The sequence below is a fragment of the Shimia sp. R9_1 genome (genome assembly GCF_017743775.1).
Taxonomy (GTDB): Bacteria; Pseudomonadota; Alphaproteobacteria; order Rhodobacterales; family Rhodobacteraceae; genus Shimia.
This window is the reverse complement of record NZ_JAGHRN010000007.1, coordinates 1-14,605: the sequence shown is the minus strand read 5'-3', so window position 1 is coordinate 14,605 and position 14,605 is coordinate 1. Positions and strand designations below refer to the sequence as shown.

The window sequence follows — 14,605 nt, the reverse complement described above, 5'->3', positions numbered from 1 at the left end:
CAACTGTCGCACTGAAAAAGGCGATCCGAACCGGCCGATCTCACGGCCGCCAAACGCTTTAGCGTGGCTTCTAGTCCGAACATTCGCTGCGAGCGCAATATCTGGACTCATGCGAACTTACACAATGCGGGACAAAGTGAGCTTTCGCTGCGGCTGCGCCAGTGACCGCTATGGAGACGATGCCCGCATATCCGCGAGCCTTGCCCTCATATCGCCAAGACTGACTCTAGTTCTTTCTTCGCATTTTCACTGGCGGAGTTTAGGTTTTATCCGGTGACCAATCTGACTATCGACAACAGTGTGTCCGGCGAGCGCGACTTAGGTTTTATTATATTTGAAGTCGTGGTTCGTTAAGCGTTGCTCAATGTTGTAAGGAACCGGACGCGTTGTGCGCGCAATGCCCAGCGTTGATTACACTCCAAAAGCCCGATGTTGAACACTCCATAACTCCATAACCCAAATCGTCAGGGCCGTTCGCACGCATGGGACAATCCTTAGTGAAAATTTATTGGGCTACCGGGTCATTTCCCATGGGCAATCAACCGACCAGACAATCACATTGCGCCAAAATACCATCTGAACGTGCCAATTTTCTTTAGGCCTATGGCCCACTTGAAGTGACGCGTACACTAAGGGGTGACCCAAAACCCTGTTATAGGAGGCTAAAACGCCAAACCGCCTTTACCCCATGGCCAAATACGTCGCGCAGGTGGCCAAATTACTAAATATTTCACCCGAGCGGATCGCGCGCCGAGCCCGGCTCACCGCAGATTTGACACGCGACGAGCGTGTCGAGTTGACGCCTTCGCAAGTGTTCGATCTTTGGCGAGCTGTTGAAGCTGAAGCCGGTCGCCCCGATTTATCGCTCACTTTGGGCAAACTCTTTGCACACGCGCATTTTACACCTGCGATGTTTGCGTTTTCTTGTTCGCCTGATGTTCGGACCGGCCTTCACCGCTTGTCAGTGTTCAAACCACTGATGGCACCGGTAACCCTGAAAGTCTCCGAGGAAGGTGATTACCTGCATGTCGCAATCGGATCAATAGACCCAAAAATTCAAATCCCGCCGCAAATGGTCTGGTTTGAAGCAATCTTTCTGTTGGAATGCATTCGTTGCCACACCATCAGGCATATCGTTCCGGCGCGCATAGAATTACCACTCATTGAACATCCAGTGGATGAAGCGATTTCATACTTAGGATGCGAACCTGAGAGAGGCGCACAGATTTCTCTGCATCGGCAAGATGCTGATCTACTCTTGGTCACCGAGAACGAGGAAACCTGGCCAGAATTCGAGAAGCAACTTCGAGACCGAATGGCAGCACAGGAGCCGGAAGTGGTCTTCGTAACTAGGGTTAAGAACGCCCTACGCGAAATGTTGCCATCTGGAGAAGCAAGTATTGAAGCGATCTGCGAAAAGATGGCCATATCCAAACGCACTCTACAGCGCCAATTGAGTGAAGAAGGCGAAACTTTCAAGAAGGTTCTCGCATCAACGCGCTTGGAACTGGCAATGCACTATCTGAACAAAGAAGATCTAAGCATCGAAGAAATCTCGTTTTTGTTGGCATACCGAGAGCCAAACTCATTCTATCGCGCTTTCCAACGCTGGACGGGCAAGACCCCAGCGGAAGCGAGAGGTGTGTCAAAGGTTGAACTGAATTTTCTAAATAAATGAAGTGGCGGGGTTACAACGAGGACAGCACGGTCATCAGGCTGCGCGCGACACATATCAACCTTTTCTGGGAGTTTGAGTTTGTCGGCTGATTTCATGCTCATCACATTTTCATTGTTCTTTGCCGGTGCGATCGCGGTCCCACTGGCGACGCGGTTTCGCCTGGGGTCCGTCCTTGGCTATTTGATCGCGGGCATTGCGCTCAGCCCCATACTTGGCGCGATCGGAGCAGACGTCATCGCTCTCCAGCATTTCGCCGAGTTCGGCGTTGTAATGATGCTGTTTTTGATCGGCCTGGAAATGAACCCACGCGAGCTTTGGACACTTCGCAATCGAATTTTTGTACTTGGAGGCCTGCAGATCGGTCTGACGACCATGGCCTTTGCCTTAATCGCTCTCGTGCTCGGCCAGCCCTGGACCGTCTCGCTCGCTATTGGCTTGGTGCTCGCTCTTTCTTCAACGGCGATTGTCAATCAAACCCTGAAGGAGAAAGGCCTGTCACGCTCCGATGGCGGGCAGTCCAGTTTCTCTGTGCTACTCGCGCAAGACATCGCTGTAATCCCAATGCTGGCATTGGTCCCGCTTCTCGCCCTGCCGGAGCTTACCGAAGCGCTTAGCCACGGTTCGGGCCACGCAGACGATCACAGCGGCTCCGGGTTCAACATTTCTCTGGTTGAACATCTCAGCGGTTGGCAGACCGCCATCGTGACGGTCATGGCCATTGGTGGGGTGATTGTGATCGGACAATATCTCGTCACTCCCCTCTTCCGCTTTGTTGCCAGAGCGCGGCTGCGCGAGCTCTTTGTGAGCACAGCCCTGATGGTGGTACTTGGCATTGCGCTTCTGATGACAATGGTTGGCCTGTCGCCGGCACTTGGCACATTCCTCGCGGGTGTCGTTCTCGCCAGCAGCGAATATCGCCACGAAATTGAAAGCGATATTGATCCGTTTCGCGGCCTGTTCCTGGGCGTGTTTTTCATGACCGTTGGCGCCGGTATGGATTTCGATCTGCTCTTTGGCAGCTTCGGATCCATCATGGGGCTGACCTTTGGCCTGATCGCGGTCAAAGCCATCATATTGCTGGCTTTGGCACGGGGTTTCAAAATCCGAGGCAGCGACCAATGGCTCTTTGGTCTGGGTCTCGCGCAGGCAGGTGAGTTCGGCTTTGTTTTGCTCTCCTTCACCGTTGCAAATGCCGTCATCCCTGGCGGTGTCGCCGACACTTTGTTGTTGGTGGTTGCGCTCTCAATGCTGGCAACACCGCTGATGTTTATCGTCTATGAGCGTTTGATCGTACCGCGCTACATTTCTGATGAGGACACCGCATCAGACGAGATCGAAGATCACTCGGGTATCATCATCGCCGGGCATGGACGCGTTGGCGGAATCGTCAATACGGCATTGCGTGCGTCTGGCTATGAGACGACTGTCGTTGATTACAGCAGCCAGCAATTGGAGATGCTGCGCCTAATCGACCTCAAAGTGTACTATGGAGATGCCACTCGCCACGACCTCCTGAAAGCTGCGGGCATCGATGAAGCCAAGCTTTTGATTGTTGCCATTGATGGCAAGGATCAAACCACTGAGCTCGTCCGTTATGTTTGCGAAACCCATCCAAATGTACATGTGATTGCCCGTGCCTATGACCGCCTTCACGTCTTCGATCTGTGGGATGCAGGGTGCCGCGACATCATCCGTGAAACCTATGACAGCTCGATACGCACTGCGCGATCAGCGTTGGAGGCTCTGGGGCATAGCAAAGACGCCGCAGGACGCATGATGGATGAGTATGACGCGTTTGAGCGAACCCGCATGTTGGAGACGGCCGAGCTTCACAAGCCTGGCGTCGCAATACATGAAAACGAGGAAATGGTCGCCAAATATCAGGAGACGCAAAGTGAGTGGGAGGCCGAGCTTCGGGACCGCGTCCACAGGGCGAAGACAAATCGAGCAGAGTGATCCGTCCTCTTCGGCAAGTCTAATGGCACCAAATGATATTGTTGGTTTTTTGAGTGCTTGTTAAAAATTTCTGTGAATTCAATCCATTACCTAAGGAACTGCCCATGAAAGCGCAGGACGCATTTGACAGCCTCAATCCGACAGCATGGGCCGAAACCTCGGTCGTGGAACGGCTAGCCCTTATTGTGGAGATTCAGGAGAACATCCTGAAATACTGCGATGAATTGGGTGCCGCCGACGCAGCGATGAAGAATGAACAGGTTGGCGCAGTGGGCGTTTCACACTCGGAAGGAATCGTGACGACCGTCAACGCGATGGGCAATACACTGATGGGGATCCGACATCTCTATGAGTCGCTTGTTAACGGAGAACTGCCAGAGCCAATCGCCATCAAGCAATTGCCGGATGATCGCTCTGAGATCGAGGTGTTTCCGCTTTATAAAAAAGACAAGCTGATTGCGGGCAAAGTAAGAGGGTTCCTCCACGTCGCCGGTGAGCCAAAGCAGGTCAACCCGCTCGACAGGCCTGCCGGCATTATCGCTGTCTCAGGAGCAGGCAACTATAGCTCCTCTATCGAGATGGCGATGGCGCTGTTTTTGGAAAACAAAGCCGTAATCCACAAGCCGCACCAGCTCAACGAGGAATCAGATAGAGTGTGGGCGAAGATTTTCGCCCCGCTTATTGAACGCGGCGCGTTGGCCTTCATCGACGGCGATCAAGGACGCGAAATGTCCGCGCTCCAGGGGCTTCACTCGATTTACTTTACCGGATCAACCGGCGTTGCTCATGCGATCCAGAACGCAGCGAGCGCTCCGCTGGTTTCAGAGTGTGGTGGCAATAACCCGTGCCTTATTGTGCCAGGGAAGTGGACTGACAAGGAAATCGAGCATTGGGCGATCCAACTGGCATCAGTGGGTAAGCTCAATGGCGGTGCGGTTTGTGGACGGCCACAAACGATCATCACATCGAAAAACTGGCCACAGCGCGATCAGTTCATCAATGCGCTGCGAAATGCGATCTCTGAGACAACCTTCGGAACCTCTACCTATTATCCGGGCTTTGCAAAGACCAAGGAAGCGTTCCTCGAAAACCAGCCAACCGCAGAGGTGTTAAAACCCGAAGGCGGCAATCACCCGAACAGTGACTTCGTGTTCATTCCGGGCATCGGTGAAGATGATTTTGCGGTCAGCAATGAAGCCTTCTGCCAAATCTTCAGCGAACTTCCATTGGATACAGAAAGCGACGCTGGCGATTTCCTCACCAAAGCCGTGGACTTTTGCAACAATCGTCTGCTCGGCACGCTTGGCTGCATGATGCTGGTGGACAACGACACGTTCAAAGCGAACGAAGCCGCCGTTCACTTGGCCGTTCACGAACTCGACTATGGCGGTATCGCAGTCAACAATGTGCCACCCAATATCTGGCTCAATGCCTATCTGACTTGGGGCGGTTGTGGCGAGACGACTGAGGACTTCGTTTCCGGGGTTGGCAATTTCGGCAACGGTCTGAACTTTGAGAACGTCGTGAAATCAGTGATTATTGATGATTTTGGGGCGTCTGCCTTCGCATTCACGAACCGAAAGCAAGTGGACCACATGTTGGTGAACGCGTCCAAGTACTCGGTTGATCAAAGCTGGGGCCGGTTCGCCAAGCTCGCAGGACAAATGGCCTTGGACAGCCTGCACGGCAAAGACTTTTGATGACAGCCCATTGATTTAATTCGGTGAGTATTGCGCCCACCGGGATGACTAAAAATGGCGCGGTCTTTTGTTTGGCACCGCGCCCCATTTCGCCAATCCGGCGAGGCATACATAGACCATGACAGGAGATGAATATGACACAAACAATTCTAATCACTGGGTGCTCCAGCGGCATCGGGCGCATGACCGCCAAGTTCTTTCAGGAGAAGGGCTGGAACGTTGTCGCAACCGTGCGGTCCAACCCAAAAGATGATGACGAGTTGAACGCGTTAGACAATGTGTTGGTGACCGCTCTCGATGTGACCAACGAAGAGACCATCAAAGGCGCGATGGCTGAAGCGATTGAGCGCTTCGGCAAGATCGATGTGCTTTTGAACAATGCTGGTTACGGCGCATATGGCATATTGGAATCCACGCCCGAAAAAGCGATCCGTATGCAGTTCGACGTGAACGTCATCGGTGCGCTGCTGGTCACGAAAAACGTGCTTCCCTACATGCGGGCAGCAGGTGACGGAACCATCATCACCATCTCTTCAATGGGCGGCAAAATCACCTTCCCGCTTGGCACGCTCTATCACGGTTCAAAATTTGCCGTGGAGGGCATGATGGAATCACTCTCCTACGAGCTTGAGTCCATAGGAATCAAAGTGAAGCTGATCGAGCCAGGAATGATCAATACCAACTTTGCTGAAACAACTGGATCAATGATTAACTATGACCCGGAGCAGGCTGAGTATGGTCCCTTCATGGACAAGGCGCTCGCCGCTATGCAAGCCGCTGGCTCACAAGGATCTGACCCCATTCTTGTGGCAGAAACGATCATGCAGGCCGCCACAGATGGCAGCGATCAATTGCGCTACATCGCAGGCCCGGATGCCGAGCAGGTAATCGCAGCCCGTAAGGCAATGGATGACGCTGAATACCTTGCTATGATGAAAGGACAACTGGGGCTTTAACTTAGTCGTGAGCGGCCACCCCAAACCGCTTTTACCACCTACTTACAGCGCGCGCCCACAGAGTCCACTATCGATGCTGGACACTTAGATCATTCCCCCAGACGACTTTAGCGGACGTTTGGTGACTTTGCAGCATCGGTTAAAGTGGGCCCTTCGCGGTCATCGGAGCCGATGCAGCAACTGCACTGAGTTAGGCCAACGCTACCATCGAGGACGGCCCAAACCTGCCGTTCGCGTTTCTCGACGCAATAGTCCGCTGCCCAAGCGTAAAGCAGACCTTGATTCGAGTTTAGGTTGGCTTTCTAGCCTTATGTTTTTTTGCAAGATGAGAATAGTAGTCCATCCCCAAATGAATGCGCTGCGTCTCCATCGCAAACAACTCCAAATCTGAAAACACGCTCATGTCAGCGTCAGCCGGGTAAGGAGTTCCTTTCTGTTGCCATGACTTTTCAACCGTCCAGTCAGCGAACAGTTCAACACCTGTCAGCATGATCACAGGTGCTCTCATACGCCCTTCAACCGGTACCCAACCCCAACGAACCAGCTTCTCCAATAGCCGTTTTTCTTTTTCCGAGAAATTCTCTTTCAAAACTGACACGACCAATACGGTTCCGGGGAGTTCTTTCGCTACCGCTTGAAGAGCTTCAAGATCGCCCTTCTCGATTGCTTCCTCTGCAAAGCTCTTGGCTTCACCAACAACAAAACGCGGTTCGCTTTTTTGATCGAGCATTCGCTCTTTACGGTACCAAAAAGCGAAATCTATCTCTCGCTCGAATGCGTCGCACTTGAGGTTCAAACCGGTGGACATGGTCATGCCGATGTCTCCAACTGGAGATAGACTCTTCGCGAACGTGGTTAGCGTAAGCGTTACAGCGTAAGCACCTTCAGCGAAGTTTGGGACAGAAAATGGCCCGGTCACACGGTACTTCCATCGGGGCTCTTTGCTGCCCTGCGGATAGGAAAACTCCTTAAGACAGCGCTCGCAGGTTACGCTGTAGTCGACTCCATCAAGTCCGTACCAGTTGCTGTGGGTGCAGTGTGGGCAATTCAGCCCAAGTCCCAGCTTTAGGATGCCTCGGCTCGTGAACTGCTCAAGCGAAACTCGAAAGCGAAGTGAGTTCTTCGCCCTCTTCTTTATGAGTTCGTGCCATCGCCCGGTATCTGCAGTTCGACCTTCAAATGTTTTGGTATTGGACGTAGATTTCGAATTGCTTGTGCGTTCCTGCATCGCCATCTTGTTCAAAAGCCGGATCGTATCCTTGTCCGCGATCAAGTCGGCGGCACGAAGAGATGCAAGCTTCTCAACCATTTGTGACGCAATACGACCGGCGGAAGAAGGCTTGGCCTCAATTCTTTTCTTTTTCAGCCAACGACAGATGGCATCTGTACCTGAGTCTATCCGCAGATAGCCGCTGCTCTCCTGGTAGTGTTCAAGAAGAACCCAACCTTCGCGTGAAACAATCGGACCCTGCTGCCCCATCGCGATGTGCGGAAAAGTGCGGTCCTCGATGTTTGATGGGTAGCAGAGTGCCAAGTCACTCGGACCGTGTGCGCCGAGGTTAACGACATTTGCCCACCGATAACGTCCGCCGCCAAATCTCTCGGAAAATTTCGGATACGGCATAGGGAACGAGACTGATCCTTCTTCGACTTCCAGCGACAATCTGGCCTCGTCTGACTTGACGCTGTGACGCTCACATCTCGGTCCATTCCAGCTATCGGAGTGCTTAGGGTGCATGGAGCGGCCAACGAAAAATGATCCGTCGGGGCAATCGGAAGAAAATGATTCAACGGCACTCTTCGCAACTTCTTCACTAACGCTCCGAGCGAAAACCACCTGACTTGTAAACATTGTCCCAAACTTGTTGTTCGGGATCGGACGATGATTGGTTTGGATTGCGTTCGAAACAAAGCCTTTCAGTTCATTCAGCCAGCATAGCGGCACTGGGAACACTGGCGACTCAAAGAGCCGTGTATTCCAATAGTCGATCAAGTCGCTGGTCTTGGTGTGATCAAATATGAAGAACGTCGCTTCTCTTCGAATCTTGGGTTCAATTTCCAAGTCCAAGAAGGTCGGATAAAATGGCGGTTTTGCCTTACCGCTAAAAACCGACCGCCAGATATCTGGGCCCGCAGTTGCCAACTTCGGAGAATAGGCGCTTTCGTAGAGTTTCTTGAAGTAGTCCGCATCCTCTTCTCGTGGAAATGCGCCAAAAATTGCCTCCACAAGTGGCGCCAGCCGATCTTCCTTGAACAATAGCGCTGGCACATCTTCACGAAGAACAAATTGATGCCGAGCCTCATAGTCGGCTTGATATATGTCGACCACAGATTGACCAACGTACAGGTCCATCCGGTGGCCGGTCCATTTCTTCGAGTGGAGTTCATCAAGTGAGATAAGCTGCGATTCCAAACTTGAGTTGGAAACAGCGTCGAAGCCAATTGACTCCGCTAAGCCTGACTCCGCCTCAACAATGATGTCTGGTTCAAAAAAGCGCATGTAGTCTCGTGCAATTTCCCTGTCTGGCTTGCGAAGAAACGGCTCGCTTGATCGCCATTGCGCCGGGTAGCGACCTACCGGGATAATCGGGTTGCAACGCCCACCCCAAAGACAGGTGGACCAGCGCATGATGCGGCTGACGGATTTCTTGTCACTCGGACGGACCAAGAAGCCAAAGCGTATCGGGCGCAGACTTGTTGTACCTGAAAGACGGGTAGTCATTCTATTGTGGTGCCCCCGTTACCAATCGTAACGCCTGGGCGTTTTCGACATCAAATCAATTGAAAAACAAGAAGACATCTCAGATGGCCTGAGCGTTACCCAGTCGTGACTGTCTTCTTCTTGTTTTCCCTCAATCGGAACCTTCAGGCGATCATAGCTGCCTTTCACCGGACGAAAGTCTGCCTTGGAAAGCTTCAATAGCTCGTAGCCGCCCCCAACAATAGTGATTTGTTCAATATGTTCCGCGATCTCTGCCGTACATTCAAAAAGTATCATACAGCCATCCAGCTCTATCATCTTGCAGGTCGGCTGAAATCTATCGAGAAAGGGTTCGGAAAGCGCCCGAAAATACAAATGCGACTTGTCAACTTCCAAGATGCCGCTCGAACTTGATGTTCGAATATACTCCAGACGTTCGTCTTCTTTTGTGTTCCTTGGGTGTTCCAACTTCTCTGCACCGTCAACGTAGCGTTGGTACATAGGCGTTTCGGGTATTAACCAACTGAATCCAAAACCATACTGTCCATTCCTGGTCAGGCCACCTGCTCTAGACTTCCACTCGTCGAGCGTTTCGGTAACTTCCTCTGTTCCACCTCCAAATGTCACGCCTATGAGGCCTTCGGAGTGAACCCTAAGAGACAACATCGTTTGAAAGAAAAACTCGCCCTTGCAAACATCCCAAATTGAGGTGTCGAGTTTCACAATAGCCCCAAGGCTGTTCAACAGCATCTGAGATTCCAGTAAGAACTGAATCCTCTTGGTTGTTTGATCTATCCCCTTCAACCCTGAGCCAATGGCCGAGTTGATCTCGTCAGCCCAAGCGCCGAAGAAGTCTTTTTGCTCGGCATCACTCAAGGGAATATCAAGATATCGAAATCTGATCGCATAGCCGCGATTTGAATCCAAAACGATTCTGATCCTCTCGCGGTCGAATATGTCGCAAAAATCGACACCCTTCGCGTAGGCAAGCTTTTGAAGTCCCGAAATTATCCCTGGCGTGAGACCAACATTTGTAAAAAAGACAAAAGCTTTCGGTTGAGGGGTCTCATCTTTCTTTACTTTTAATGCGTTTTCGAGGTCTTCTTTGAACTTCGCTTTGATTTGATCTCTATGTTGTTTCAAGTCTGTTGCATCGTTCACGAAACCTACAGCACCAAATAGCAGGTCTTCTTTATGGAAACCTTGAAGATCACGCCCCCCGTCTGGTCCACCCTTTGGCAACCTTGGGCGGACATCGGTGTAATCGTCTTGGACTGATAGAATTTCCAAGCACATTCGCTCACGCTTTGCTTGGTTTGTATTCAAATGGTCTTTCAGACGTCTTTCGGTCTCACTCATGCAGTAGTCCCAATGTAGTTTGAAGGTTCCACGGTCTCCGTGGATGCGCTTGAGCTGTAATTGTCATTCATGGATAGCCTTAGACTGGCGGCAAACCAAACGAGTATTTAGCGCAAAGCGGACCTTGGTTCCATTGGCAGCGAAGAACCGCTTCCCGCCCAGGGGACGATGCCAGCGAAGCTGAAGCACTAACATGAGAAATGTCACGCTCCTGGCCCAAAGGCGAGAACCGCTGCGATAGATGAGGTCTCCGCGCTTCTCGCCTTCTCTGGTGCAGAAAGAACATCGGCACTGCGGAAGTCTTTCTAAGACTGCGCGGCTGCGTTAGCGGGATGTTGCTTCAATTAGTGGGGAGTGCGCGCGCTTGTCTGGACGATGTCGCGTCACGTCAGCGTCGAGTAAGCTTTTCAACGAGTGCTGATGGCCGCTTGGGACCGGTGCCGAACGTTGTTGTAGTAAGCACAACATCATCGGAGATGCCTTCACAGACGCTCTGAGCCGCATGCGCTACAGCAAACCGACCACAGACAGCAACCGCGCCAGATGGCCCCTACACGGCCTCTGGCGGCAGTTTGAAGATGTCATTGGCATCGACTTAACCGAGAACTGTGCGGGCGTGCTGCCTTGTGACGTGGTGAAGGCCAACCGCCTGGCCAAAATGCGAGAGCTGGACGCCCAATTGCTTGGGCTGTTTGTCACGCGGGTGGCGATATCGGGCGTAAGTGCGGAGGAGTTCCCAGAGTTTATGGCAAACCACGTGGAAGCGCTTGAGAGGTTGGCCGCAGACCATCCCCAGCCAATCGCAGAACGGATCGCGAAGGCTGGAGCGAAATATCAGTTGAACTAAAAACAGCGGGCGACCCGCTCTGTTTTTTCCCTTCGCGGGCACCTACAGGAAGATTGTCTACGAAAGTACAAATTCATCAACGCTATAGAACGTCGAGCCATCTGCGAAGATGAATTCTTCAATCCCGTTATCGGAGCCAACAGCACCCGTGATATGCAGGTTGAGACCAAATTTGTCGGTAATGACAAGACTGTCGGTCAGCGCAGGGTTAGGGTGGCGGTTGAACGTCAGGTCCTCGAAGTTGTGATCGGTGAAGATGACCCGGTCATGATCGACACCACCTTCAGTCTCGCCGCTGATGCTCAGATTGCCGTAGCTCGATTTAACAAGATATGTGTCGCTACCCAAACCACCTTGAACGTTGTCAAATTGGATCGAATAATTCTTTGCAGCGTCAATCAAATCGTCGCCAGCACCGCCAACAATCTGATCGTTGTTCTGACTGCCGATGTTAATGGAGTTGTAGCTGGTACCATCTGTAAACACAAACTCCTCTATATGTTCGCCCATATTGGCGACGCGGAGCGTCCCGGACTGCCCGCTTTTGGACCAGTTGATATCAAGAATGGGACCGTCATTGGCCGAGGTCGCATCCGTTGCCAAAGCGAAAGTTACATCTTCTAATTTTAGGCCTTGGAAAATGATCCGATCAGCGGAGCCACTGGAAGAATTCTCAGCCGCGCCAGTTATCAGTACGTTACCGTCGCCAACGCCATAGCTGTAGGTGTCATTTCCGTTTTGTCCTAATAGCTCCTGCCATCCACCATCACCGGCCCCAGCGCTCAATAGGTCATCGCCATCTCCCCCGATGAGCGTATCGTTTCCTTCGCCACCAAGGAGGGTATCGTTTACAGCCGTGCCAGTCAGGCTGTCGTTCCCGCCAGCACCGTCCAGAAGCACCCCCAAAACAGCGCCAGCTGTGTTCAGAACATTGCTTCTGTCGTCTCCAAGAACACCAACAACGTAGTCAGAGCTCGTATAATTCGCAGAGCCGGACTTCGACAGGTCAATGTAGCGCTGCGGCAAACCGAAACCAGTCTCTGACAGCAGGTCAAACCCGGCATCGGTCTCCACCCGCTTCCAGCCGTGCGTGCTTGCCGAAAGCGCAATATCGCCTACCCCACCTGCCACAACCGCGCCATCACGGGTATAGGACGCCAATCCTGCCAAGGTATTGCCAAACACCGTGATGTCATCATCGCGGTTCTCAAACGCCGCACCGTTGTCATAGGTCAGGTTGATCTCTGTGATGCCCCAGTCAGCCAGCGTCCTCAGCTCGCCGTCATCCGTCACAGCATCCTGATCCAGATCCTGCCAGATGCGCAGTTCAGCCCACACCGCGTCCGAGGCATTCAGCACACCATCGCGGTTGAGGTCAAAAGCACGGCCCAATGCCTGCAAATCGGTGTCAGAGGCATTTCCCCACAGCGAGAAGGCGATCTCGCGCGCCTGATCAATCTTGCCGTCGCGCCCGCCGCGCGAGCCATCCGCATTCAGGTCGAGGACAAGGAAGCCATCATCCGCAGCCGCCCAAGTGGAATCCTCTAAGTAGCCGTCGTCATCCCAATCAAAGTAAATCGGTTTGCCAAATGCGAGCTCAACCCCGTCTTGATCAAGGTCGATAACAACAGGCCACCACGAGGCGTCGTTGTCACTGCCATCATGCTGCCCCGTTGCCTCACCAGTATGGTCTGCAGACCCTCCACTGCCAGAAGCATTGTTATCGTTATCACTATCCTCGTGACCGTTGTTATCAGCGTCGTTTGAGCCGCCGACGCCTAAGCCGCCGTCGTTTATGCCGTTGGAGCCTTCGTTGTCTGGCGGAGATGAGTTGTCGTTATCATTTCCGTTCCATGGATCTTTGTCGCCAGAGTCCCCGGGGTCTTGCGGGCCTGAAGTCGGATTCGAGCCGCCGGGGACTGCAGGCCTGCTACTGGAACCTGCGCTACCCCCCGAGTCTCGCTCATCTGCGAAAGACAAGCGTACACCACTTACGGCGGACTGATAAATCCGATCATTCATAAAGCTATGGAGCCCACCAAGAAACCGCGCAAACCCTGTATTTGCAGTCCAAGTATTATAGTTATGCTGTGCGGTGCCAATGTTCTGAGCGATTATAGTAGGGTTGATTTCGACTGTAACTCCACCAGAAAGCTCAACCCCGGTCCCACCAACTTTTGCGCCAGGTTGCACGTCAATCACAATGTTCCCATCGCTGTTAGCGCCGACAGAAAGAGGCGCAGTATTTGATTTCACAGTGATCGATTGGTTGTCTTCGATGATGACAGTCGCGCCTCCAACATCTTTGGAGATACTTTTTGCGCCAAAGTTGCTGGAGGACGTCGTGTTCGAGAAAGCGACGATACCACCGATACTGATGGACTCCCCCAAACTTTTGCTCTGAGTCAACAATAGGATTTTGGTAGTCTTTATATGGGGGGTTCGGATCGCGTGGCTTTACGAAAACGCTTACAGACTTAGAATTCTTTGGCTCTGTCACCTTGTTGCCTTTTTTCTAGCAGTTCAACATAGGTCGTTTGCCAATGTTGATTTAAGTCGGCAGGTAATTGCATAGTAAAATGATAAGAAAGCGCAACGGTAGAACATTGCAGCGACTTATTTAGATCTTTTGTCGTGGTGCTAACAACAATTGTAAGTGACCATCCCCCTTCGATATCAAATTTCTCTATGTAACATTCATCGCTTTCTGAGGTTGCCTCAAGCAATCGCGTCTTCACGTCGCCCTCAATACCACTCAAAGTATCACTTGATATCTTTCCATCGACTATTGCGTGCTCTTTTTGAACAAATATGAAATCAAACTGGTTCGACGGTTTAAGTTTGATAGCGTCATAAAAAACCAAGTTGAATGTATCAAAAAGAGTCACAATAGCATCTGAGATATGTGTATTTTCCGATGCTATCAAATAGCGCAAAGCACTTGTCTCTTTTCCATCTTGGCCATGGCAAGGCGAAGTCAGTGCTAAAAAGAACATCCCGATACAGCCGAGCTGTAAATTGCGTTTTATTCTAAACATCTCGAGCTCGTTTAGGATCGAGGACTCGCTCCTCACCCCAAAGGGGTAAACCAATCCATACTTGCCCGTAAAGAAAAATAAATGCTTTGTCTGTGTGATCGAAAACCGACCTTCATCCAAACCTCTGCGCAATCAAGACCCCAAAACTTTGTGCAGCGTTTATATCACACCCTGACTTCGCTCCAATTGCTTCCACGGTTCTTGAAGCGCAAACGCGAGGATCGCCTCTTGAGGCGCTAGTGCATTGATCTACTGTGATATTTGTTGGTTGCGGGAGTAGGATTTGAACCTACGACCTTCAGGTTATGAGCCTGACGAGCTACCGGGCTGCTCCATCCCGCGACGCTTTTGATCTTGGGCCATTTTTGGC

The 14,605-nt window shown here is 51.9% G+C and carries 9 protein-coding genes and 1 tRNA gene; 5 read left to right on the top strand and 5 right to left on the bottom strand.

Going from position 1 to position 14,605, the window contains the following annotated elements:
* The first annotated feature begins 688 nt into the window (after positions 1–688).
* The 4 genes from J7399_RS18380 to J7399_RS18365 all read left to right on the top strand — a co-directional run bounded on the left by J7399_RS18380 (position 689) and on the right by J7399_RS18365 (position 6,290).
* A complete protein-coding gene (locus tag J7399_RS18380; protein WP_209088628.1) occupies positions 689–1,678 on the top strand; it encodes an AraC family transcriptional regulator in 990 nt (329 codons plus the stop codon).
* Between the two features lie 93 nt (positions 1,679–1,771).
* Positions 1,772–3,634 (top strand): cation:proton antiporter, encoded by a 1,863-nt coding sequence (locus J7399_RS18375; RefSeq protein WP_209088625.1) that lies wholly within the window; start codon positions 1,772–1,774, stop codon positions 3,632–3,634.
* 104 nt (positions 3,635–3,738) lie between these two features.
* Positions 3,739–5,334, top strand: a complete 1,596-nt coding sequence (locus J7399_RS18370; protein ID WP_209088622.1) for an aldehyde dehydrogenase family protein — start codon at positions 3,739–3,741, stop codon at positions 5,332–5,334.
* Between the two features lie 134 nt (positions 5,335–5,468).
* Complete coding sequence (locus J7399_RS18365; protein ID WP_209088619.1) at positions 5,469–6,290, top strand: SDR family oxidoreductase; 822 nt, start codon at positions 5,469–5,471, stop codon at positions 6,288–6,290.
* 289 nt (positions 6,291–6,579) lie between these two features.
* Here J7399_RS18365 and J7399_RS18360 read toward each other — a convergent pair whose 3' ends face one another.
* Both J7399_RS18360 and J7399_RS18355 read right to left on the bottom strand, forming a co-directional pair.
* On the bottom strand, positions 6,580–9,012 hold the full coding sequence (locus J7399_RS18360) for a hypothetical protein (RefSeq protein ID WP_209088616.1): 2,433 nt from the start codon (positions 9,010–9,012) through the stop codon (positions 6,580–6,582).
* An 18-nt stretch (positions 9,013–9,030) separates the two neighbouring features.
* Positions 9,031–10,350, bottom strand: a complete 1,320-nt coding sequence (locus tag J7399_RS18355; RefSeq protein WP_209088613.1) for a hypothetical protein — start codon at positions 10,348–10,350, stop codon at positions 9,031–9,033.
* 502 nt (positions 10,351–10,852) lie between these two features.
* On the opposite strand from J7399_RS18355, the gene J7399_RS18350 reads away from it, so the two are divergent.
* Positions 10,853–11,197, top strand: coding sequence for a hypothetical protein (locus J7399_RS18350; protein WP_209088610.1), 345 nt, complete (start codon positions 10,853–10,855; stop codon positions 11,195–11,197).
* A gap of 57 nt (positions 11,198–11,254) precedes the next feature.
* Here the strand turns inward: J7399_RS18350 and J7399_RS18345 are convergent, their stop codons facing one another.
* The 3 genes from J7399_RS18345 to J7399_RS18335 all read right to left on the bottom strand — a co-directional run bounded on the left by J7399_RS18345 (position 11,255) and on the right by J7399_RS18335 (position 14,577).
* Positions 11,255–13,588: a hypothetical protein gene (locus J7399_RS18345; protein ID WP_209088607.1), complete on the bottom strand. Its 2,334-nt coding sequence runs from the start codon at positions 13,586–13,588 to the stop codon at positions 11,255–11,257.
* An 86-nt stretch (positions 13,589–13,674) separates the two neighbouring features.
* Positions 13,675–14,235, bottom strand: coding sequence for a hypothetical protein (locus J7399_RS18340; RefSeq protein ID WP_209088604.1), 561 nt, complete (start codon positions 14,233–14,235; stop codon positions 13,675–13,677).
* A gap of 265 nt (positions 14,236–14,500) precedes the next feature.
* Positions 14,501–14,577, bottom strand: a tRNA-Met gene (locus tag J7399_RS18335).
* Positions 14,578–14,605 lie beyond the last annotated feature (28 nt).